This is a genomic window from Intrasporangium sp. (assembly GCF_035280925.1).
GTDB lineage: Bacteria > Actinomycetota > Actinomycetes > Actinomycetales > Dermatophilaceae > Intrasporangium.
Window position 1 is genome coordinate 1 of record NZ_DATEEY010000026.1, and the last position, 22,643, is coordinate 22,643.

The 22,643-nt window shown below is 71.1% G+C and carries 17 protein-coding genes; 14 read left to right on the top strand and 3 right to left on the bottom strand.

The genetic code is table 11. The annotated features are described in order from the left end of the window. Positions 1–309 precede the first annotated feature (309 nt). From VJN29_RS02665 to soxR, 13 genes are all read left to right on the top strand, one after another. Positions 310–1,101 (top strand): class III extradiol ring-cleavage dioxygenase, encoded by a 792-nt coding sequence (locus VJN29_RS02665; protein WP_324142012.1) that lies wholly within the window; start codon positions 310–312, stop codon positions 1,099–1,101. A gap of 291 nt (positions 1,102–1,392) precedes the next feature. Continuing rightward, entirely contained in the window at positions 1,393–2,670 is a 1,278-nt protein-coding gene (locus VJN29_RS02670) for a toxic anion resistance protein (protein WP_324142014.1), read from the top strand. Positions 2,671–2,729: 59 nt separating this feature from the next. After that, positions 2,730–3,302: a hypothetical protein gene (locus VJN29_RS02675; RefSeq protein WP_324142016.1), complete on the top strand. Its 573-nt coding sequence runs from the start codon at positions 2,730–2,732 to the stop codon at positions 3,300–3,302. Between the two features lie 167 nt (positions 3,303–3,469). Then, on the top strand, positions 3,470–5,119 hold the full coding sequence (locus VJN29_RS02680) for an AAA family ATPase (protein WP_324142018.1): 1,650 nt from the start codon (positions 3,470–3,472) through the stop codon (positions 5,117–5,119). Further along, positions 5,116–6,504, top strand: a complete 1,389-nt coding sequence (locus VJN29_RS02685) for a hypothetical protein (RefSeq protein WP_324142020.1) — start codon at positions 5,116–5,118, stop codon at positions 6,502–6,504. Before VJN29_RS02680 ends, VJN29_RS02685 begins: the two co-directional genes overlap by 4 nt. Beyond that, positions 6,501–7,496, top strand: a complete 996-nt coding sequence (locus VJN29_RS02690; RefSeq protein WP_324142022.1) for a glutamate ABC transporter substrate-binding protein — start codon at positions 6,501–6,503, stop codon at positions 7,494–7,496. Before VJN29_RS02685 ends, VJN29_RS02690 begins: the two co-directional genes overlap by 4 nt. 209 nt (positions 7,497–7,705) lie before the next feature. Continuing rightward, a complete protein-coding gene (locus VJN29_RS02695) occupies positions 7,706–8,851 on the top strand; it encodes a hypothetical protein (protein ID WP_324142023.1) in 1,146 nt (381 codons plus the stop codon). Then, entirely contained in the window at positions 8,848–11,286 is a 2,439-nt protein-coding gene (locus tag VJN29_RS02700) for a serine/threonine-protein kinase (protein ID WP_414654317.1), read from the top strand. The genes VJN29_RS02695 and VJN29_RS02700 overlap by 4 nt, the downstream gene beginning before the upstream one ends. Beyond that, positions 11,283–12,572, top strand: a complete 1,290-nt coding sequence (locus VJN29_RS02705; protein ID WP_324142024.1) for a PP2C family protein-serine/threonine phosphatase — start codon at positions 11,283–11,285, stop codon at positions 12,570–12,572. Before VJN29_RS02700 ends, VJN29_RS02705 begins: the two co-directional genes overlap by 4 nt. Continuing rightward, positions 12,565–13,851 (top strand): VWA domain-containing protein, encoded by a 1,287-nt coding sequence (locus VJN29_RS02710; RefSeq protein ID WP_324142025.1) that lies wholly within the window; start codon positions 12,565–12,567, stop codon positions 13,849–13,851. Before VJN29_RS02705 ends, VJN29_RS02710 begins: the two co-directional genes overlap by 8 nt. Continuing rightward, a complete protein-coding gene (locus VJN29_RS02715) occupies positions 13,848–14,765 on the top strand; it encodes an FHA domain-containing protein (RefSeq protein WP_324142027.1) in 918 nt (305 codons plus the stop codon). The genes VJN29_RS02710 and VJN29_RS02715 overlap by 4 nt, the downstream gene beginning before the upstream one ends. A gap of 94 nt (positions 14,766–14,859) precedes the next feature. Then, positions 14,860–15,423: an AAA family ATPase gene (locus tag VJN29_RS02720; protein ID WP_324142029.1), complete on the top strand. Its 564-nt coding sequence runs from the start codon at positions 14,860–14,862 to the stop codon at positions 15,421–15,423. Beyond that, entirely contained in the window at positions 15,424–15,858 is a 435-nt protein-coding gene (gene soxR, locus VJN29_RS02725) for a redox-sensitive transcriptional activator SoxR (RefSeq protein WP_324142031.1), read from the top strand. A gap of 164 nt (positions 15,859–16,022) precedes the next feature. Here the strand turns inward: soxR and VJN29_RS02730 are convergent, their stop codons facing one another. The 3 genes from VJN29_RS02730 to VJN29_RS02740 all read right to left on the bottom strand — a co-directional run bounded on the left by VJN29_RS02730 (position 16,023) and on the right by VJN29_RS02740 (position 21,516). Further along, positions 16,023–17,024 (bottom strand): CorA family divalent cation transporter, encoded by a 1,002-nt coding sequence (locus tag VJN29_RS02730; RefSeq protein ID WP_324142033.1) that lies wholly within the window; start codon positions 17,022–17,024, stop codon positions 16,023–16,025. 76 nt (positions 17,025–17,100) lie between these two features. Beyond that, entirely contained in the window at positions 17,101–20,163 is a 3,063-nt protein-coding gene (locus VJN29_RS02735; RefSeq protein ID WP_324142035.1) for a glycine--tRNA ligase, read from the bottom strand. 117 nt (positions 20,164–20,280) lie between these two features. Beyond that, positions 20,281–21,516 (bottom strand): hypothetical protein, encoded by a 1,236-nt coding sequence (locus tag VJN29_RS02740; RefSeq protein ID WP_324142037.1) that lies wholly within the window; start codon positions 21,514–21,516, stop codon positions 20,281–20,283. Positions 21,517–21,603: 87 nt separating this feature from the next. Between VJN29_RS02740 and VJN29_RS02745 the strand changes: the two genes are divergently transcribed. Then, a complete protein-coding gene (locus tag VJN29_RS02745; RefSeq protein WP_324142038.1) occupies positions 21,604–22,629 on the top strand; it encodes an NAD-dependent epimerase/dehydratase family protein in 1,026 nt (341 codons plus the stop codon). The last annotated feature ends 14 nt before the right edge of the window (positions 22,630–22,643 follow it).

The window sequence follows — 22,643 nt, forward strand, 5'->3', positions numbered from 1 at the left end:
GCCCTTGCGGCTGTCGGCCCTGCTCGTGCACCGCTGCCATCGCTTGGTGCAGCGCCCGTCCGAAGAACTCCGGCAGCTCGTTCACTGGCACCCGCTCGCGCACAGCAGCAGTGGTCTGCGGCTGCCGTTCGCTGATCCTGATCTCGGTCATGCCTCCACGTTCCGCACCCACCACGCGACCGGCAAGGGCCGAACGGCCCGGCGAGAAACCGCAGAGTCGACGACTGCTGGGACGACGCGTGCGGAACAAGGGCGTGCACGACTGCGTTGCAGATGATAGTTTACTCGTCAATCATCTGAGGAGCCCACATGCCTGCCCCCCTGATCTATCTGAGCCACGGCGCGCCGCCGCTCGCTGACGACGCCCGCTGGACGCGCGAGCTGGCCGACTGGTCCGCGACCATCGAGAAGCCGAAGAACGTGCTCATGGTCTCGGCCCACTGGGAGGACGCCCCGACGACGCTCGGCTCGACGACGGGAGCGCCGCTCGTCCACGACTTCTGGGGCTTCCCGCAGAAGTACTACGAGGTCACCTACGACGCGCCCGCCGCGCCCGACCTCGCCGACGACGTGACGAGGCTGCTCACCGCTCCGGGCCAGACCAGCTCGACCCCGGTCCACCGCGACGAGTCGCGCGGGCTCGACCACGGGGCCTACGTCCCGCTCAAGGAGATGTTCCCCGACGCGGACGTCCCGGTCCTGCAGATGTCGATGCCGACGCTCGACCCGCGCGGCCTCTTCGAGATCGGCCGCAGGCTCGCGCCGCTCCGCGACCAGGGCACCCTCATCGTGGGCTCCGGCTTCACGACGCACAACCTGCGCTGGTTCAACCCGCGCGCCGGCGCCGATGCCGCACCGCCGATGGCGAGCGCCGAGTTCGACCACTGGGCGCAGGAGGCGATGACGGCGCAGGACATCGACAGCATCCTCGACTTCCTCGCCAAGGCCCCGGCTGCGCGTGAGGCGCATCCGCGGACCGAGCACTTCGCGCCGCTGTTCGTGACGCTCGGTGCGGCCTACGCGTCCGGTGGCCTCGACAACCAGAGCGTCATCGACGGCTTCTGGTTCGGCCTGTCGAAGCGGTCCTGGCAGTTCAACTGAGCCGGGAACTAGGGACCCCGTCCCAGCGTTGTCATGACTGTGGGTGCCCCACGCACGCGGCCGCAGCGCGGAACCTCCCCTGACTCCAGCGCTGCGGCCGCCCCGGTCCGCCGTCCTATCGGGGGCGGTCGGGGTCCCGCTCGGGGCGGAACCCGGGAAATCCCTCGTACGTCCCAGACGGGCGCCACGTAGAGTTGGCTAACGCCCATCCAGCCGTATGCCGCTGGGCGGGCTCACCGACGTCGGCCGCGTCAGGACGTGGCCGAGACAAAGGGGAAGGACCCGTTCGAGATGAGTGACCAGCCCGCTGCCCAGCAGGCGCCGGCCGCGGCCCAGGCTGCGCCCGCCCCACTGGAGCCCCCGGTGACCGAGTCGCACCTGACTCTCACTCCCCCGCCCCCGGTCGGTGCCGTGTCGGAGACCTCCGCGCCGAAGATGGCCCCGGCCGTGCCCGAGGCCGCGCTTCCCGGGTTGGACTCGAAGGTCGACCAGTACCTCGGCTCGCTCCTCAAGGCCGCGACCAAGTCGCCGGAGTGGGAGGCCAAGGCGGCGGACGTGCGGAGCATGGGCACCGACGAGATCCGCTTCGCGGCCGAGTCGTCCAACCGCATGCTCCAGATGCCGGTCAAGGCGCTCAACGAGGGCTCGCTCTCCCAGGGGTCCAAGGTCGGCAAGACGCTGCTCGACCTGCGCCGCACCGTCGAGGACCTCGACCCGTCGCAGGCCGCTGGTGCCAAGAAGTTCCTCGGCATGATCCCGTTCGGCGACCGGATCACCGACTACTTCCGCAAGTACCAGTCAGCCCAGTCGCACCTCAACGGCATCCTGCACTCCCTCCAGTCCGGACAGGACGAGCTGCAGAAGGACAACGTCGCGCTCAACCTCGAGAAGAAGGCGCTCTGGGAGTCGATGGGCCGGCTCAACCAGTACGTCTACGTCGCCGAGCGCCTCGACGCGAAGCTGGCCGCCCAGGTCGCGACCCTCGACACCACCGACCCCGAGAAGGCCAAGGCGCTGCGTGAGGACGTCCTGTTCTACGTGCGGCAGAAGCACCAGGACCTGCTGACGCAGCTCGCGGTGTCGATCCAGAACTACCTCGCGATCGACATCATCATCAAGAACAACATCGAGCTCATCAAGGGCGTCGACCGGGCCACGACGACCACGGTGTCCGCCCTGCGCACCGCAGTCATCGTCGCCCAGGCCCTCAACAACCAGCAGCTCGTCCTCGACCAGATCACCGCGCTCAACACGACGACCTCCGGCCTCATCGAGCGCACGTCGGAGCTGCTCAAGACCAACTCGGCCCGCATCCAGGAGCAGTCGGCCAGCTCGACGATCAGCATCGAGTCGCTCCAGAAGGCCTTCGCCAACATCTACGAGACGATGGACACCATCGACCAGTTCAAGGTGCGGGCCCTCGACAACATGGCCGCGACGATCGGCGCCCTCGAGAACGAGGTGACGAAGTCCCGCAGCTACCTCGAGCGGGTGGCGGCCCAGGACGCGCGACGTGCGGCCAGCGCCGCTCCCGGCGCCCTCGACCTCGGGTCCGGCGGCGGCCTCTGACACCGGCGGCGTGGCGGATGGTGAGGGAGATGAGGCCGAGCACGAAGGGAACATGAGACGTGGGGATCCGATCGTGGTTCGGGTTGGACAGGCCCGAGGCACCGGAGCCGCCCACATCGGCGCCGCCCGGGCCGCCGACGACCGAGCAGCTGCTCGGCGCGCTCGACGCCGTCGAGGCGCAGGCGCGCGAGGGCAGGGTGCCCGGGGTCGTGCTCTCACGCCTCATGCGGGTGACCCGGGTCGTGCGCGACTCGATCCCGCGGCTCGAGCGGCTGGGCGTCGGCAGCACCCAGGGCTACAGCGTCATGGCCACCGCGACCGACTACCTGCCCGTGGCGATCGGCAACTACCTCAGGCTTCCCCGCGACTGGGCCGACACTCGCCCGATCGCTGCGGGCAAGAGCTCGGTCATGCTGCTCGTGGACCAGCTCGACCTGTTGGGCGCGACGATGGACAAGGTCGCCGACGCCATCAACCGCTCCGACGCGGAGGCGATCATCGTCCACGGCGCCTTCCTCGAGGAGAAGTTCGGCCACGCCTCGACCGGCGGCTCTCTCGGCCTCGGCGCGCCCGACCCGACCCCGGGCCGCGCCCCCAGCTCCACCACCGGCCCCTTGTCTCCGCCGGAGTGACCCATGCACCCACCCCGACCAATCGAAAGAACAACAATCGGGCCCAAACCTGTTCACTCGATCAGCTTCCTCGATCGAGAGAACACGAATCGGGCCGAAAGCTGTTCTTTCGATCGACGTGCCGACCGAGCGAGCCACCACCGACCGAGCCCAGGGGGCTGTGAGAGATGACGACTGCTGAGTCCGCGCTCGCCGAGAGCATCGATGCGCTCGCCGACGTGGCCCGGCTGGCCGGGATCGACCCCGGCGCGGCACGCGACGAGGGGCTGCGGGTCGCCGCCGCCCTGGCCGAGTCAGTACCAGGTGCCGCCCACGAGTGGGCCGCCGTCGCCCTGCCAGCAGTGACCGATCTCGCGACGATCAACGAGGCCTTCTTCGACGCGGCCTCCAGGGGTCGCCGTTGGCGGCACTCCCCGACCGACCTCCTCGTCTCCCTCGCCGCGTCGGACCACGACCTGGCCGGCGACTACGCCGAGGCGCTCACCGAGATCGCCTCCGACGCCGTCATGCTGGGCACGGCGCCGATCTGGGTCATCGCCAACGCGACCGCCGCGAGCGCCACCTACCTCGCCGCCGCGAACCGGGCACCCGCACCGACCGGCCCGGCGACCGGCACACTGACTGGCCGACCCACCCAACCCACCGGACCCCTGACCGGCATCGACCTCTCGACCGGGCTCCCACCGCTGCCCCCGGGCGTCGGCACCGACGCCGTCCTGCGCGAGTGGGGCTACGTCCGCGCGCCCGGCCACGCAGGAACGGGCGTGCCGAGCGGAAGTGAGCCCAGCGGCATACGGCCTGATGGGGAACCCGCTGTGCCACAGGAGAACTCAGCAGAGGCACCTGCTGCGGAAGCTGAGGCGGCGGAGCCGGCCGAGCCGGAGAAGTCGGTCGAGGAGCTGCTCGCGGAGCTCGACGCGATGATCGGGCTGGGCCGGGTCAAGAAGGAGATCCACCGACAGGTCGCGCTCCTCAAGGTCGAGAAGATGCGCGTCGAGGCAGGGCTCAAGGCGACGCGGATGAGCCGGCACCTGATCTTCGTGGGCAACCCCGGCACGGGGAAGACGACGGTCGCGCGGCTCGTCGGCGCGATCTACAAGGCGCTCGGGCTGCTCCCCCAGGGCCAGCTCGTCGAGGTCGACCGCTCCGAGCTCGTCGCCGGGTACGTCGGACAGACCGCGATGAAGACCGCCGAGGTCTGCGCCAAGGCGGTCGGCGGCGTGCTGTTCATCGACGAGGCCTACGGCCTCACCGGGGACCAGTTCGCGCAGGAGGCCGTCAACACGCTCGTCAAGGAGATGGAGGACCACCGGGAGGACCTCGTCGTCATCGTCGCCGGGTACCCGGAGCCGATGGTGCACTTCATCGCGCAGAACCCGGGGCTCGCGAGCCGGTTCACGACGACGATCGAGTTCGACGACTACACCGACGACGAGCTGCTCTCGATCCTGGACTCGATTGCGGACAACAGCGACTACGAGCTCAGCGAGGACGCCCGGCGCCGGGTGCGCATGACGCTCGAGGCCACCCCCCGCACTCCGGCCTTCGGCAACGGGCGGTTCGTGCGCAACCTGTTCGAGCACTCGGTGGGGCGGCACGCCTGGCGGCTCCAGGACGCCGTGGATCCAAGTCTCGAGGACCTGCGTCTACTCACCGAGGACGATGTCATGGAGCAGCCGGACGATGGTCAGGCACCGCTCGGGGGCGATCCGGATGGTCCGTCAGAAACCGTTCAGGCAGTCTCGGAGCAGGATCTGCCAACCGATCTGCCGACCGGCCTGCCGACCGGCCTGCCAAGCGACGAGGAGCAGCGATGACCAGCGGACCAAGGACCAACCTCCCGGTCGCGCCGCCGACTGGCTCGCGCACTCCGCTGCCCCCGCCTTCCACCGCGGCTCGCACCTCTCCGGGGCCCTCGGGCGAGCGGTCGGCCGGCGGCCCGGCGCCCGCACCCGCCACGATCCGCGGCTCCGGGCAGACGCTCCAGTCGGCGCTCACCGGGCTCTTCCAGGGCACTCCGGGCCGGATGCGCCTGCTCGGGATCCTCGGGGTCATCGCCGCCCTGCTCCTCGGCGCCGCCGCGGCGAACGCGATCCTCGCATCCGAGGCGGCTGCTGAGCGCGCTGCCAACACCACCGAGCAGGTCGTGCGGATGCAGTCGATCCAGGTCGACCTCCTGCGCGCCGACGCCCTCGCGACGAACGCCTTCCTCGTGGGTGGCCTCGAGACCGCGGACGCCCGAGCGCAGTACGACGCCGCCATGGCCGCCGTGGCCCGCAACATCGCCGCCGGCGCTGCTGCCCAGCCCGCCGACGCGAAGGCGCTCGGCACCCTCGCCGAGAAGGTCCAGGACTATGCGGCGCTCGTCGAGCAGGCACGGTCCAACAACCGGCTCGGTCTGCCCGTCGGGGCCCGGTACCTCACGGAGGCGAGCTCCTCGCTCAGGGCCTCGGCCATCCCCGTCGTCGCGCAGCTCGTCAAGACGAACGAAGGGCGGGCCCAGAAGGAGTTCGACCGGTCCAACTCCAGCATCCAGCTCTTGGCCGGCGTCGCCGCGCTCATCATCCTCGCCCTCATCGCCGTCTGGCTGGCACGGCGCACGCACCGCTACCTCAACCCCTCCCTGACGGGGGGCGTGGCCCTGCTCGTGGTTGGCCTCTTCGTTGCCGCGACGACGATCGGCAACATCGGCACGACGACGGCGCAGGTGGCCTCCGGGGAATACCGGGATGCGGTCGACCTCGCCCAGGTCCGCACCGCGGCCAACGACGCGCGGGCCAACGAGAGCCTCACGCTGATCCAGCGCGGCAGCGGGGCGCGCTACCAGGAGGCGTGGGAGGCCAACGACAGCACGGTGCGGGAGACCCTGGATCAGATCGACGACACCTCCGGCCTCGCGAGTGGCTGGGACGCGTACGCCACAGCGCACGAGGAGATCCGCGCTCGCGACGACGGCGGCCAGTGGGAGCAGGCCGTCGAGCTCGCGACCACGCCGGAGGCCGGCGGCTCGACCGCAGCCTTCAACGCCTTCGACCAGCAGGTGACGGAGCAGCGCGATCGCGCCAGCACGGCCGCCATCGACCAGCTCGGGGCCCTCGGCGGCGGCAGCACCGTGTGGGCCTGGCTCATCGCCATCGTGTCGCTCATCGCCTCGTGGCTCATCGTCCGGGGCATCGGACAGCGGATCAAGGAGTACCGATGAAGACCCTGTCCCGTCGAGCGAACGGCCCGATCGCCGCAGTCATCGCCGCGGCCGGCGCCCTCGTCCTCTCCGCCTGCACCAGCGTGACCTATGCGGAGACCCCGCTGCCTCCGCCGCCGGTTTCGTCGTCGACGACTCCGGCGTCGCCCGCGACTCCGGTGGAATGCGACAACCCGACCCAGTCCTACGATCCCCTGCCGTCCATCCCGTCGTCCGGTGACATCACCGACGAGTCGGTGCGCCGCATCCTCGACCGGGGCCACCTCGTCGTGGGCGTCTCGGCGGACACCTTCCTCTTCGGGGCGAGGGACCCGCTCACGAACCGGATCGAGGGCTTCGACATCGACCTGGCCAAGGCGGTCGCCAAGAGCCTGTTCGGGAGCGAGTCGAAGCTGCAGCTGCGGGTCATCACGGCCGCCGACCGCATCCCCCTGCTCGAGAAGCGCGAGGTCGACATGGTCGCGCGCAACATGACGATGAACTGCGACCGCTGGACAAAGGTCGGCTTCTCGACCGAGTACTACCACTCAGGCCAGAAGCTGCTCGTCGCCACGGACCCGAGCGGCAAGGTGCCCAACACGAGGATCGAGGACCTCCAGGGCAAGAGGGTGTGCGCGCCGCGCGCCACGTCGACCCTCGAGAAGCTGAACACCGTCACCGGTGTCGAGCCCGTCCCGGCTGCGGACCACACGGGGTGCCTCGTCCTCTTCCAGCAGGGCAAGGCCGACGCCATCACCGGCGACGACATCGTTCTCGCCGGACTTGCTGCCCAGGACCCGTACACCGTCGTGACGTCCGCCCCCGCCATCACCGACGAGCCCTATGGCCTCGCCTTCAACAAGGAGGACGTCTACCTCACGCGATACGTCAACCGGATCCTCGCCGACCTCAAGGCCGATGGCGGATGGAAGGCGATCTACAACCGGTGGCTCGCCGAACCACTGGGACCGGCCCCGGCGCCGCCCGCCGGCGTGCACGGGAGAGGCACCTGATGACCTTGTCCGGCGCAGTTCCGCCTCCACCGACGCCCGGCGGCGCCGGCAGGGCCGGCGGGCCGCTGGGTGGAATCGTCCCGCCGCCCCCAGCTCCGCCACCCAGTGCCCGTGCTGCCGGTGGTGCGCCGAACCCCGCACCACCGGGCGCTGCGGGCCAGTCCTCCCCGGCCGGATTCACCGCGCCCAGTGCGCCCGGCAGCCTCGGCGTGCCGATCCACGCCGCCGAGGCCCAGAGCTACCTCACGGCGCTGCGCCAGTGGGTCGCGCAGCGGCGCGCCGACCTCGGGGAGGTCGACTCGGCGATCCTGCGGCTCTCGCCCTCGGAGCAGACCGCCATCACCACCGACCTCACGGTCGCGCTGACCTTCTGGAAGGCGATCAACGACCGGCTCACCCTGCTCGAGACGACCTTCGACGGCGGGCGCGTCGGCCCCACGGAGGCGGAGCGGCTCTCGACGCTCATCCACGGTCGGCTCGACTCCAACACGTCCGAGCACCTCTCGTTGCCGGCGAGCGGCTCGCTGGCGGTGAGCCTCCCCGAGGCCTGCCGTCTGCTCGACTCCCTGACCCGGACCTTGCAGGCGAGGGCGTCGCTCGCGCCCGGGGCCGCCGAGGCATCGCAACGCATCACCGTGCTCCGAGCCGCCGCCGAGCGGGTCCGCGACCAGCTGCCGCTCGTCCCCATGGGAGCCGAGCGCGACGCGGCCGCCGAGCAGCTCGCCCGCCTCGACCGGCGCGTCGGCGACCTCGTCGAGCGCGCGCGCCGTGGCGCCGACGTCGGCGGCATCATCGGCCCGCTGGAGATCGACCTCGCGACGCTCGAGCGCGATCTCATCGTGGCCGCAGCCGAGCGCGCCAACGCCGCCCAGGACCGGGCCAACACCAAGCAGCAGGTGGAGGAGCTCGACGCCCGGGCGGCGGCGATCCGCGCCCTCGAGCGCCAGTGCCTCGAAGCGGTCACGCCGGCCCCACACCTCGCCATTCCCAACGTCCGCGCGCTCGGCCCCGTGCCGCAGGGCGCCAAGGACGTCACGGCCTACCGTCAGCGGCTCGACCGGGTCGCGCGCGCGCTCGATCTCGCCCATGAGACGTATGCCGCTGCCCTGGCCGAGCGCGACGAGGTCGTCGGTCTCGCGGGAGCCGTCGCGGCCATGCTCGAGGCGCGGCTGTCCGCGCAGCGGCTCGACGAGGACGTGCGATCTGACGTCGACGGCCTGCGCTCCCGGCTCGACGCGGTGCTGGCCCAGACGCCCATGCCGACCACACGCGCGAGGGCCCTCGCCGCCGCCTACCAGTCCTACGTCGAAGCCGTGACACGCCAGCCGTCCCGAGCAGGAAGGGCCCACCCGTGACCAGCCCCTCACCCGCGACCACCGCCCTGAAGTGCGCCCAGCCCGGATGCACCGGAACCATCGTGGACGGCTACTGCGACCTCTGCGGCATGGCGCCGGCTGCCGCCGGCGGATCGGCTGCCGGGTCGACTGCCGGGTCGACTGCCGGGTCAACCGGGACGCCACCCGCTCGCGCCGCTGACCCGGACGCCGCCCTCGCCACGGTGCCGGACGGCACTCGCTGCGCCCAGCCCGGCTGCACGGGGACGATCGACGACGGCTACTGCAACGTGTGCGGCACTCCGGCCCACCAGGAGGAGCTCGTCCAGGTCGTCGACTCCATGGCCGTCCGGCCGGCCGGCGTCGGTCCCGAGCTGTCCACCCGCTCGGCGGCCTCCAGCATGCTCGCCTCGGCAGCGCTGGGCTCGAAGCGGGCCCGCCAGACGGGTTCCGTCGTCACCCGCCGGACGGGCACCTCGCAGCGCCTCCGCAGCGCTCGGCTCGGTGGCGGCATCACGACCGTCCGGCCGGCCCCGACGATCGACGCGGAGAAGGCCCTCCTCACGGACCCGGTCGTGCCCGAGGGCAAGCGGTTCTGCCCCAAGTGCGGCGAGCCCGTGGGCCGCGGTCGCGACGGGCAGCCCGGCCGCACGACCGGTTTCTGCGCCAACTGCCGTCATCCCTTCTCGTTCGACCCGAAGCTGCGGACGGGCGACCTCGTGGCCGGCCAGTACGAGGTGGCCGGGTGCCTCGCCCACGGCGGTCTCGGTTGGATCTACCTCGCCAAGGACAAGAACGTGTCCGACCGCTGGGTCGTGCTCAAGGGCCTGCTCAACTCGGCCGATCCCGACGCCCTCGCCGCGGCGATCGCGGAGCAACGGTTCCTGGCGCAGGTCTCGCACCCGAGCATCGTGGAGATCTACAACTTCGTGACGCATGACGATGCCGGCTACATCGTCATGGAGTACGTCGGCGGCACGTCACTCAAGTCGATCCTCAAGCAGCGGATGCAGAAGGCCGGGTTCTACGACCCGCTGCCAGTGGACCAGGCCCTCGCCTACATCCTCGAGATCCTCCCGGCCTTCCAGTACCTCCACGACCTCGGCCTCGCGTACTGCGACTTCAAGCCGGACAACATCATCCAGGTCGGCGACGAGGTCAAGCTCATCGACCTCGGCGGTGTCCGCCGGATCGACGACGAGGACTCCGCGATCTTCGGGACCGTCGGCTACCAGGCGCCCGAGGTCGCCGAGCTCGGCACCTCCGTCGCGTCCGACATCTACACCATCGGCCGCACCCTCGTCGTGCTCACCATGGAGTTCCGCGGCTACCAGTCGACCTACCTCAACTCCCTGCCGCCGCAGGACTCGAGCCCGATCTTCCAGAAGTACGACTCGTTCTACCGGCTCGTGTCGAAGGCGTGCGCCCCGAACCGCGACGACCGCTTCGTGTCCGCCGACGAGCTGCGCTCGCAGATGATCGGCGTGCTCCGCGAGGTCGTCGCGATCGACCGCGGCTCGGGTGCGGCGACGACCACGGTGGGGTCACTCCTCTTCGACGCCCCGACACCGGGCAACGAGCCCGACGACTGGCGCAACCTGCCGACCCTGCGGCGGGATCCGCACGACCCCCAGACGAACTGGCTCCACACCGTCACCGGCAGCCCGGAGCAGCGCCTCGCGATCCTGCGCAAGGCCCCGGCCAGGACCGCAGAGGTGCTGCTCGACCTGGCCCGCACCGCCCTCAACGTGGGACAGCGTGACCTCGCCGAGAAGTCCGCGACCGAGCTGCTCTCGAACGACCCCTGGGAGTGGCGCGCCGTCTGGATCCAGGGCCTTGCCGCCCTGGAGCGGGGCGACGCGAAATCCGCCCAGGCCGCGTTCAACGCCGTCTACGGGCAGGTTCCGGGCGAGCTCGCACCGAAGCTGGCCCTGGCCCATGCGAGCGAGAAGGCGGGTGACGACGCGGTCGCCGAGAACCTCTACATCGCGTGCGCCCGGACCGACTCGACCTACGTGCCGATGGCCGCGTTCGGCCTGGCCCGCATCCGCGCCGCCCGCGGCGACGTCGACGGCGCCGTGGCCGCCTACAAGCTCGTCCCGACCCACTCGAGCGCCTACCGGACGGCTCGGGCCGGGCTGGCCGAGCTGCTCGCGCGCGCCAACCGTGGGCTGCCGGACCTGGCCGAGGCCCTGCGCACCCTCGGCGACACGTCCCTCACGGCACGCCGCCGAGCCGAGGTGACGACGCACATCTACCGGGAGGCGCTGGAGAACGTCCGCAAGGACGGCGCGAACCCGGACGTCCACCTCGGGACCCACCGGGCCACCGAGCCGGGCCTGCGGGTCGGCCTCGAACAGGCCCTGCGGGAGCTCGCCAGCCGCACCCCCGAAACCGGCGAGCGCCTCGTGCTCGTCGACGAGGCCAACGCCGTCCGACCCTGGAGCCTCTGGTGACCGATTCCCCCCTGCCGACCTCGCCGGCACACCCCACGGTCCCCGGACCCACGGCCGCCTGCCCCGTGTGCGGCACCCCACATGCCGCTGACGCCAGCTTCTGTGAGGCCTGTGGGGCCGACCTGGCACCCAGGACGGCTGCACCGGGCGCGAGCCCAGCGGCATACGACCCGGTGCTGTCGCCCGCCACCCCGCAGACGGCGCCCCCGGGCCAGGAGTCGCCCCTCGACGTGGGCTGGACGGGAGCCGTGGCCAGCGGCTCGATGCCGACCGAGCCAACCCAGCCGACCGAGCCGACCGAGCCCACCGAACAGCTCTGCCAGGCGTGTGGACAAGGACGGATCGTCGACGGCTACTGCGACCACTGCGGCACGCCGCCCCCAGACCCGCGCAACCACTACGTCGAGGCGCCCGCGACCTGGGTCGGCGGCGTGTGCGACATCGGCAAGCGGCACGCGCGCAACGAGGATGCCATGGCGCTGAGCGCGACCGAGGCCCGAGGCAGCCGAGCCGTGCTCGTCGTCTGCGACGGCGTCTCCATGGCGACCGACTCGCACATCGCCTCGCTCGCCGCGGCCCGGGCCGCGCGTTCGGTCCTCGACCAGCCCCTGCCGAAGGGGGTGGGGACACCGGAGTCGTGGGGACCCGCGGCGGCGAAGGCGCTCACGACCGCCGTGGCCACCGCCAACGACGCCGTGGCCCGCGCCGTCGACGGGGAGGTGCAGAACCCGCCCTCGTGCACGATCGCCGCCGCGGTCATCGAGGACGGCGTCGTCGTCGCCGGGAACGTCGGCGACAGCCGGGTCTACTGGCTGCCCGACGGCTCGGAGCCCGCTCGCCAGCTCGGCGAGGACGACTCGTACGCCCATGAGCAGATGCGCGCCGGCGTGACACGCGAGGTCGCCGAGAACGGCCCCCACGCCCACTCGATCACCCGATGGCTCGGCACGGACGCACCCGACGACCTCGCGCCCCACCTGACGACGTTGTCCGCAACGGAGGCGGCACGCGGCTGGCTCCTCGTGTGCTCGGACGGGTTGTGGAACTACTGCTCGGACGCCGAGGACATGCGGGTGCTCGTCCACAACATGGTCGAGCAGGTCGGCCATGACGTCGCCGACTCCGACCCGGCGGGCGTGGCCCAGGCGCTCGTCGACTTCGCCAACGAGCAGGGCGGACGCGACAACATCACGGTTGCCCTTGCTCGGCTCGCTGGGCAAGGATCACAGGAGACGACGGGCGCGGTGGTGGCCGCGCCAGAGGAAGGTGACCCGATCGATGGCTGACTTCACCGCCGAGGTGTTCCAGAACGAGTTCCTGCCCGACGGCGGGACCGACGTGCACGCGATCGTGCGCATCACGTCGACTGGCGCCTCGACCGCCGGGTCGGTGGGCGTCGTCGACCCGAGCTCGGCCGCTGAGGTCATCCTCATCGACACGTCCGGCTCGATGGGCCGGCGCGGTGTCATGGAGGCCGGTCACGCCGCCAAGGCCGCCCTCAACGAGATCGTCGACGGGACGCTGTTCGCCGTCGTCTCCGGCAACGGCACCGCGCAGATCGTCTACCCGTACGCCCACCAGGGCGCCCTGGCCGTGATGTCGTCGCAGACCCGGTCTGAGGCACACCGCGCCGTCGAGGGCCTGCGGGCCCAGGGCGGCACGGCGATGGGCACCTGGCTCACGCTCGCCCGGCAGATCTTCGAGACCGTCCCGCACGTGACGAAGAAGCACGCGATCCTGCTCACCGACGGCGTCAACGAGGGTGAGACGCCCGCCTCGCTGCAGGCCGCGATCCAGTCCTGCATCGGGGCGTTCCAGTGCGATGCCCGCGGGGTCGGGGACCAGTGGCGCGTCGATGAGGTCCGCGCGATCTCGTCGGCCCTGCTCGGCTCGGTCGACCTGATCCCGGAGCCCGAGGAGATGGCGGCCGAGTTCCAGTCGATGATGCGCGCGTCGATGGCCCGGGGCGTCGCCAGCGCCGAGCTGCGGGTGTGGGCTCCGCAGGGGGCCGAGCTGCTCTTCGTGCGCCAGGTGTCACCGACGCTCGAGGACCTGACAGCGCGCCGCACCTCGGTCAACCCGCTGACCGGGGCGTACCCGACGGGCGCCTGGTCCGACGAGAGCCGTGACTACCACGTGGCCGTTCGCCTGCCGGCGCGCACCCTGGGGCAGGAGCAGCTGGCCGCGCGGGTGTCGCTCTCGCTCGGCGCGGAACCGGTGGCGCAGGGTCTCGTCAAGGCGAAGTGGAGCAATGACGACGCCCTGACGACCCGGATCGACCCCGCCGTCGCCGCCTACACCGGCCAGGCCGAGCTCGCCCAGGTCATCCGCGAGGGCCTGGCCGCCAAGGCCGCCGGCCACGACGAGGTCGCGACGGCGAAGCTCGGCCGCGCGGTGCAGCTCGCCGACGCGACCGGCAACGACGAGATGACGACTCGCCTGAAGAAGGTCGTCGAGATCGATGATGCGGACACCGGAACGGTCCGCCTGAAGAAGAGCGCGTCCAAGATCGACGAGATGTCCTTGGACACGGCGTCGACGAAGACGAGCCGGGTGCGCCGATGACGGTTACCTGCCCGAACGGCCACCAGTCCGAGGCCGACGACTACTGCGACGTCTGCGGGTCGCCGATCGCCGCGTCGGCCCAGCCAGGTGCCGCGGCCTCCGCCGGCGTCGCGGCCACCACGGGGTCGTATGCCGCTGAGCAGGCTGCCGCGCCCGCGCCCGGTGCCGCTCCGGCTGGGTCCGCGGGGGACTCGGCGGCGGCCGACGGCCCGGAGTCGGTCGTGTGCCCCAACTGCGAGGCGCAGAACCCGCCCGGCGCGCTCTTCTGCGAAGCGTGCGGCTACGACTTCACCACGGGGGCGATGCCCCGCGTGGCTGGCGGGGCGGCACCCAGCGCACCTGCGGAAGTCGGCGTCGGTGACGTCGGTGATGCCGCTGACGCCGCTGACGTCGGTGACGCCGGGGACGCCGGTGACGCCGAGGAGCGGTCGATGGTGAAGAACGCGCCCGGTGCCGCCGCGTCGAGCGTGCCGAACGCTCCGGGCAAGGAGGCGAAGACGTTCGAATGGCTGGCCGAGGTGTGGATCGACCCGGACTGGTACCGGACCCAGGAGGTCGAGGACCCGTGCCCATCGCCGGGACTGCCCGTCATCATTCCGATCCGCTCGCGCAGCGTCCTCCTGGGCCGGGTCAGCCAGAGCCGCAACACGCACCCGGAGATCGACCTGTCGTCGGATCCGGGGGTGAGCCGACGACATGCCCAGCTCACCACGGATGGCACCCGATGGTTCGTCGAGGACCTCGGCAGCTCCAACGGCACCTTCGTCGGCGCGGCGGCCGGCCCGCTGCCGGATGACCCGATCGCCGTCGGCCCCAAGACCGAGCTGGACGATGACGACCGGCTCTACGTCGGTGCGTGGAGCCGCGTGGTCGTGCGCAGGGCAACCCCTGACGAGGTCGAGGCCTACGCCTGACCTCCGGCCCCGGGAATGCCGAACCTTGCAGGTTCCTTGAACTTCTTGTGAACGATCGTGCCAAGTCGTCGCGGGGACCCATATGGTGTGCCCTGTGACGGAACGGTCTTCCCTCCCGGACCTCGTCGACACACCGCAGACCATCGTCGTGACCGGCGTCATGGCGGCCGGCAAGTCGACTGTCTCCCAGCTCCTCGCCGAGCGCTTCAGCAGGGCGGTACACCTGCGGGGCGACGAGTTCCGGCGCGTCGTCGTCAGCGGTCGCGTCGACATGTCACCGCACGGCGACCCCGAGGCCGAGCGACAGCTCGCGCTGCGGCACCGGCTCGCTGCCCACACGGCCAACATCTACGCCGAGGCCGGCTTCAGCGTCGTCGTCCAGGACCTCTTCGTGGGCAGCACTCTCGAGCCCTTCCTGGCGCAGCTGCGCGATCCGGTCAGCCTGGTCATGCTCGCGCCCGACGTGTCGACCGTCATGCGCCGCGAGGCCGAGCGCACCAAGACCGGCTATGGGGAGCTGTGGTCCATTCGAGACTTCGACCAGAAGATGCGGACCGAGACACCCAAGATCGGACTGTGGCTCGACAGCTCGCAGCAGACGCCCGACGAGACCGTCGACGAGATCATCAGGCGACTGCCCGAGGCGAGGATCCGCTGAATGGTGACGCAGCTGACCATCGGCCAGGTGGCGGATCGCACCGGGGTCGCCACCTCGGCGCTGCGGTACTGGGAGGCGCTCGGCCTGGTCTCGTCGGTCCGCACCTCCGGCAACCAGCGGAGGTACGAGCGCCCGATGATCCGGCGGGTGTCCTTCATCCGCGCCGCCCAGCGCGTCGGTCTGTCCCTCGAGGAGATCAAGGAGGCCCTGGCGACGCTGCCGGACTCCCGGACTCCGACGGCGCGGGACTGGGAGCGGCTGTCCGCGGCGTGGCGCATGCGGCTCGACGATCAGATCCGGCGCATCGAGCTGCTCCGCGACCGGCTCGACGGCTGCATCGGCTGCGGCTGTCTCAGCCTGACGACGTGCGCCCTGAACAACCCGCAGGACGAGCTCGCCGCGCTCGGCCCGGGACCGCACCGCCTCGACCCCTGACCCCTCCCAATCGAGTGAACAAGATTTGGGTTCGCGCACTCGGGCAGCCGTGAGCGCAAGGCCAAATCTTGTTCACTCGATCGGGGTGGTGACCCGAATGGTGCTCACTCGATCGGGGTGGTGACCCGAATGGTGTTCACTCGATTGGGAGGGCTGGGTCTCGGTCAGGTCATTCCCGCGCGGTCCCTGCGCAGGAGCCGCCACAGGATCGCGAGCGGCACGAGGAGCCCGCCGACCCCGAGGACGAGGAACCGGCCCAGGCCATCCAGCTGCTGGACGAGCCACGAGAAGTTCTGGCCGAAGAAGCCGGTCACGAACGTCAGCGGCAGGAAGATCGTGGCGAGTACCGTCAGGCGCTCGATGGTCTGGCCCTGGCGCACCCCGAGGCGCGTCTGCTCGACGGAGATCACCGCCATGTTCGCCTCGAGGATGGTGGCGAGCAGGTCGCGTTGGGCTGCCACCTCGTCGCTGATCAGCCGGAGGTAGTCGTGCACGTCGTGGAAGTACGGCGCCAGGGGGCCCTCACGGTTGGCGCGCTCGATCGTCGTCAGCACGGTCAGCAGCGGGTGGACGGCGCGGTGGAAGTTGGTGACCTCGCGGCGCAGGAAGTAGATCCGCTCCGTCGGTGCCGCTTCGCCGGCGAAGACGGTGCTCTCCACCTCTTCGATGTCGCGCTCCAGCTCGGCGACGACGGGACCGTAGCTCTTGATGACCTGGTCGAGGATCGCCCAGAGGACCGCCGGGCTGCCCTCCGCCAACAGCTTCGGGTGTGCCTCGAGGTTGGTGCGCGCCGAGTGCAGCTCGCTCGCCACCCCCTGCCGGACGGTGATGACGAAGGTCGGTGCGATGAAGGCGCTGATCTCACCGAAGTCGACCTCTTCCCGGTCGTCGTCGTAGCGGGCCGTGCGGAGGATCACGAGCTCGACGTCCGGGCCGTACTGCTCGACCTTGGGGCGCAGGTGGAAGCTCTTGACGTCCTCGACGGCCAGCTCGTGCAGACGGAAGCTCTCGCGGATGTCCTCCAGCTCTTCGGGGACGGGCTCGAAGGTGCCCAACCAGGCGAAGCCGTCGCTGCCGTCGCGGTGGAGCGCCGCCGCTTGCTCAAGGGTGAGCGTCCCCTCCTGCTGACGGCGACCGTCACGGTACAGGGCACAGTCGATGATCATGGCGCCTCCGCAACTCGGTGTGTGGGACCAGTCTCCCTTGCCACTGGGCGTGATGCGGGGTGGTGGCGGCGGTGGGTCAGTCGGAGAGGGCAGAGTGGAGGGCGCGCCAGTCGAGCCCGCGAGGCGCCCGCTCCACGACGCTCTGGAGCAGCCCGAGGCGAGCCGTCCGCAGCTCCGGCTCCTCGGCCATGACGAGTACCTCGTCGAAGAACCGCTCCAGCGCCGCCACCGTCCCGGTCGCCGCGTCCGCCCACTCGGGCAGCGTGCCGCCGGCGAGGTCGGGCAGAGCCGCGACCTTCTCGTGCAGCGCCCGCTCGGCGTCCTCCCGCAGCAATGAGGTGTCGTATGCCGCTGGGCTGCCTTCCGGGACGATGCGGGTGATGCGTTGGGTGGCCTCCACGAGCTTCGCGAAACCGTCCCGACCGCGGACCGCGGCGATGTCCCGCAGGACCGCCTCGGCCTTGCCCGGTGACCCGGCGAGCGGCTGCACCGCCCCGGCAAGGGTGGACGGCACGCCCTCCTCCCGCAGCTGCTGGCCGAACCGACCGGTCACGAACTCGAGCGCGTCGGCGATCGACTCGGCGCTCACCTCGAGGCCCTGCTGACGCAGCTGGTCGGCCGCGGCGTGCAGGCCCTGCCCGACGGAGATCGCCGACAGGGTCGGCTGCGAGCGCAGGATGCCGATGACACCGAGCGCCGCGCGACGCAGGGCAAAGGGATCCGACGACCCGGTCGGCTTCGCGCCGAGCGCGAACATCGCCATGAGCAGGTCGAACCGGTCGGCCAGGGCGAGCAGCGCACCCGGCCGGGACTCGGGGAGGGCCCCGCCGGCGGTCCGCGGCTGCTCCATCTCGTAGAGCGCCGCGGCGACCTCGGGCGTCTCGCCGGCCTTGAGCGCGTACTCGCGTGCCATGTAGCCCGCGAGGCTGGACAGCTCGACGACCATCTGCGAGGCCAGGTCGAACTTCGCCAGCTCGCTCGCCCGGGACAGGGTCTCGCCCTCGGAAACGTCGAGCGAGACGTGCTCGGCCAGCGCCGCGGCGACGTCCCGGATCCGGTCGGCGCGGTCGGCCATCGAGCCGACCCGCTCCTCGAAGGTCAGCTTGGCGATGCCGGCCCGCAGGTCCGCGAGCGGCACCTTGAGGTCCGCCGCGTAGAAGAACGCCGCGTCCTCGTAGCGGGCCCGTAGGACGTTCTCGTTGCCGACGCGCACGAGGTCGTCGTCGCAGTCGCCGTTGGCCATGGTGACGAAGTAGGGCATGAGGGCGCCGTCGGCGGGCCGCACCGGCAGGTAGCGCTGGTGCTTGCGCATCACCGTCGTGAGGATCTGCTCCGGCAGCTCGAGGTAGCGCTCCTCGAAGGACCCGAGGATGCCGTGCGGCGCCTCGACGAGGTTGGTGATCTCGTCGACGAGTGCCGCCTCGCCCTCGATGTCGACGACCCCGCCGACCGAGGCAGCGAGCGAGTGCGCCTGCGCCACAACGCTGTCCCGCCGCTCAGCCGGATCGACGAGGAAGTCCCGCTCGGCGAGCTTGGGCAGCAGGACATCCGCGTTCTCGACCTCGATGAGCGGCCCGGCCTCGGTCCGCTCGCCATATGTCGTGCGCCCGGACCGCAGCCCCGACACCGTCACCGGCACGACCGTGTCGCCCCAGAGCGCGACGATCCATCGGATCGGCCGGCTGTAGGCGAGCTCGGGGTCGCACCACCGCATGTTCTTGTCCGCGCGCAGCCCGGCGACCACGTCGGCGATGATCGAGCCCACCACCTCGAGAACTCCGCGCCCGGTCTCGTGCACCCGGACCGCCACGTGCTCGGCCCCGTCGAACTCCGCTCGCACGAGCTCGGACACGACGACCTTCTGGCCGCGCGCGAACCCCTCGGCCGCCTTCGTCGGTGCCCCGTCCGGCCCGAACGCAGCCGCGACCTTGGGCCCCTTGCGCAGCGTCTCGGCGTCCGGCTCGTGCGCGCCGACCTCGTCGACGAGCGCCACGATCCGCCGCGGCGTGCCGTGGACGACGACCGGTCCGTGCGGCAGGCGGGTCGCCCCGAGCTTCTGGGTCAGACCCGCGCGCACCTGCTCGATCGCCTCAGGGACGACGTGCGGGGGCAGCTCCTCGACGCCGATCTCGAGAGCCAGCCGACGCGTGACGTCGGGGGCAAGCGAAGCGAGCTCAGCGGCATACGACCCCTCAGGCGACTCCACCCCACGGAAGGGCGGCATCACAGCGCGACCCCCCATCGGCGGCAGCTCGCTCGACAGCAGCGGGAAGCCGAGCTCCTCGCGCCGCTCGACCCAGAGGCGGGAAACCTCCCGCGCGAGCCGGCGCATCATGCCGAACGCCTTGGCACGCTCGGTCGTGGAGATGGCGCCGCGCGAGTCGAGGACGTTGAAGGCGTGCGACGACTTCAAGACGTAGGTGTGCGCCGGGATCGGCAGCCGTGCGTCGATGAGCCGCTGCGCCTCCGACGTGTAGCGGTCGAAGAGGTCGCGGTTGGTCTGGATGTCGGCGTCGTCGAGGTAGTAGCGCGACATCTCGTACTCGCTCTGGCCGAACGCCTCGCCGTAGCTGATCCCCTTCGCGTACTCCATGTCCTTGAAGTGCGTGACGCCCTGGAGCGCCATCATGATGCGCTCCATCCCGTACGTCAGCTCGACGGAGACGGGGTCGAGGTTCTGCCCGCCGACCTGCTGGAAGTAGGTGAACTGCGTGATCTCCATGCCGTCGAGCCAGACCTCCCAGCCCAGGCCCCACGCACCGATGGCCGGCTGGGCCCAGTTGTCCTCGACGAAGCGGATGTCGTGGGCGCGGATGTCGATCCCGAGGGCCTCGAGCGACTCGAGGTAGAGCTCCTGCGGGTTGCCGGGGTCCGGCTTGAGGATGACCTGGAACTGGGTGTGCGTCTGGAGGCGGTTGGGGTTCTCGCCATAGCGCGAGTCGTCCGGCCGCACGCTCGGCTCGACGTACGCCACGCGCCACGGCTCGGGACCGAGGACCCGGAGGATCGTGGCGGGGTTCATCGTCCCGGCGCCGACCTCGGTGTTGAAGGGCTGCACGATCATGCAGCCTCGGTCGGTCCAGAACTTCTGCAGCGTCAGCAGGGCGTCTTGGACGGTGAGCGTGGTGGTGTCAGGCACCCGCCAAGGTTACCGGCGGCGGGTGGGTGCCCTTCACCCACCGATGTCGTATGCCGCTGAGCTCGCTCCCCGACGCCCGCGCCGTCCCGCACCTCCCGCCCTGCCGAACCGACACCGTCAGATGGGGCGGACGCCGTGCTCCGCGAGGAACTGCCGGGCGCGGCCGAGCTGGCGGTCGCCGGAGAACTGGTACCACCTCTCCGTCAGGTCGAGCCGGTCGACCGCGTCCCTGAAGCGGCGGAACGCGCCCCGACCCTCGATGGCGCGCGCCAGCCGGTCGGCGATGTTGGGGTCGTGCTGCAGCTCGGCGAAGGCGGACATGTCGTACCAGCCGTCGCGACTGCCGGACTCGATCCACGCGACGTTGGTCCAAGACCCGACCGACTCGACCGACTCGACCGACTCGACCGCCTTCTCGGCGTCCTCGTCCTCCTCGTCCTCCTCGTCGTCGTAGGCGCCGAAGGGGTCGCCGAAGGGCTGGAACTCGTTGATCTCACCGGTGTCGAGGTTGAGCCGGCCCTCGGAGCGGAAGTCGCCGCCGGAGGACATGATCTGGACGAGTTCGGGGACGTCGACGGCCAGTGGGCGCAGCTCCGTGTCGACGCCGGAGAGCTCCGCCTCGATGTCCTGGGCGAGGTACTCGTCGCCGGTCCAGCCCCGCTCGTGGAGTCGACCAGCGATGCCTGCGAGGAGCCGGGCGACCTCGGCGTCGGACTCGCTCGCCGCGGCCCCTTCTGCGCCGCCCGACGCGCGGCGCGCCTGCAGCAGCGCGTCGCCAACGAACTGGAGTGCGTACTCGAGGTCCGAGCCCGTGACGGCGCGGACGAGGGCAGGTAGGTCCCCGGCAAAGGCGGCGCGGCGGACCTCGCCATCGTCGAGGCGGCGCAGGCGCGCGAGGTCGGGCCAGAGGGGCACATGACCGCTCTCGTCGGCGGCTGATGGTGGAGCGGTGTTGCCGGCCTGGTCCGGCACAGTGCCCCAGCCGGTGATCGCGTGGGCGGTCTGCGTCTCTCGTCCGAAGGCCTCGACAGGGTCGTCGTAGGCCTCGACCGTGCACTCGTGGTCCCAGCCGTTCTCACCGAACTGGTAGCGGAAGACCTCGCCCGGTTTGAGCTTGGCCGCGACCCGGTCCTTCCAGCCGAGGCGACTGGGGTCGGACCCGCCCTCGCCACCGGTCCGGAAGAGCCGGAACTCCTCGAAGTCCCAACGGCCGAGAGCCCGGTCGACGGCCAGACCGAAGTCGTCGAACGTCACATGGGGTGGCACGATCATGATCCGCCCGGGACGCGACTCGACAGCACCCTCGGGCGAGCCCACGATCTCGACCCTGATCCGCAGTGCCCGCTTGGCCATGGCCCCCACTCTGCCAAATCGCTCGGGGCAATCGCGACAGTTCGGGAACCCGCGTCAAGTGGCCTGAGCGAGCGGGACACTCGACGAATGAAGGTCTTCGTCACTGGAGGGACCGGGTTCGTCGGGTCGCACATCGTCGCCGCGCTCGTTGCGGCCGGTCACGACGTACGGCTCCTCGTCCGCCGGCCCGATCAGGTCCCCATCACCTTTGCGCCGCACGGAATCTCCCCCACCGACCTCGTCGTCGGCGATGTCCGGGATGCCGACCTCGTCGCTCACGGGATCGGGGGCTGCGACGCCGTGGTCCACGCCGCCGCGATCTTCTCGCTCCGCCCGCGCGATGCCCGCGTCATTGGCGACACCAATGTCGTCGCGACCCGGGTCGTCCTGGGTGCCGCGGTGGCGGCAGGCGCCGACCCCGTCGTCCACGTCTCGAGCACGGCGGCCCTCGTCCGCCGAGACGGCAGCGGGCCTGACCTGCCGATCGGCGACCTGACGGACACCTACGCCCGGAGCAAGCTCGACTCCGAGCTCGTCGCGCGCCAGCACCAGGACGCAGGAGTGCCGGTCGTCAGCATCTATCCCGGCGGGGTGCACGGCCCCCTCGACCCGTACCTCTCGGAACAGAACAACAGGCTGAAGTGGGTCGCGCGAGGGCTCTTCCCGATCTGGCCGAAGGGCGGCAACCACATGGTCGACGTGCGTGACGTCGCCCAGCTGGTGGTGGCCTGCATCGAGCCGGGCCGCGGTCCGCGCCGATACGTCGTGCCCGGCAGCCACGTCAACGGTCGGGACACCTTCGGCGCGGTGGCGGCCGCCGTCGGGCGACGCCGGCCGCACGTCGACCTCCCCGAGCGGCTGGCGATCCTGTTGACCAGGCCCATGGAGCCGCTCGACCGCGTCACGAGCAAACGGTGGCACTACCCGGCGGATGCCGAGGGCATCGCGACCATCGCCTGTGACACCCGCTTCGACGACTCGCCGGCGCGGGACGAGTTCGGCCTGGAGCCTCGGCCGTTCGATGACACCATCCGCGACACGGTGGCCTGGCTCGTGGACGCCGGCCACCTGCCCGAGCGCCTCCGCCCCCAGACCCCGCAACACACCGAGTAGGTTGCACCGCACCG

Excerpts from the sequence above, each read along its gene's own strand:
- VJN29_RS02740 (WP_324142037.1), bottom strand. The coding sequence starts at position 21,516 with ATGGCCAAGCGGGCACTGCGGATCAGGGTCGAGATCGTGGGCTCGCCC.
- VJN29_RS02670 (WP_324142014.1), top strand. The coding sequence starts at position 1,393 with ATGAGTGACCAGCCCGCTGCCCAGCAGGCGCCGGCCGCGGCCCAGGCT.
- VJN29_RS02690 (WP_324142022.1), top strand. The coding sequence starts at position 6,501 with ATGAAGACCCTGTCCCGTCGAGCGAACGGCCCGATCGCCGCAGTCATC.
- VJN29_RS02665 (WP_324142012.1), top strand. The coding sequence starts at position 310 with ATGCCTGCCCCCCTGATCTATCTGAGCCACGGCGCGCCGCCGCTCGCT.
- VJN29_RS02710 (WP_324142025.1), top strand. The coding sequence starts at position 12,565 with ATGGCTGACTTCACCGCCGAGGTGTTCCAGAACGAGTTCCTGCCCGAC.
- soxR (WP_324142031.1), top strand. The coding sequence starts at position 15,424 with ATGGTGACGCAGCTGACCATCGGCCAGGTGGCGGATCGCACCGGGGTC.
- VJN29_RS02730 (WP_324142033.1), bottom strand. The coding sequence starts at position 17,024 with ATGATCATCGACTGTGCCCTGTACCGTGACGGTCGCCGTCAGCAGGAG.
- VJN29_RS02715 (WP_324142027.1), top strand. The coding sequence starts at position 13,848 with ATGACGGTTACCTGCCCGAACGGCCACCAGTCCGAGGCCGACGACTAC.
- VJN29_RS02745 (WP_324142038.1), top strand. The coding sequence starts at position 21,604 with ATGAAGGTCTTCGTCACTGGAGGGACCGGGTTCGTCGGGTCGCACATC.
- VJN29_RS02685 (WP_324142020.1), top strand. The coding sequence starts at position 5,116 with ATGACCAGCGGACCAAGGACCAACCTCCCGGTCGCGCCGCCGACTGGC.
- VJN29_RS02680 (WP_324142018.1), top strand. The coding sequence starts at position 3,470 with ATGACGACTGCTGAGTCCGCGCTCGCCGAGAGCATCGATGCGCTCGCC.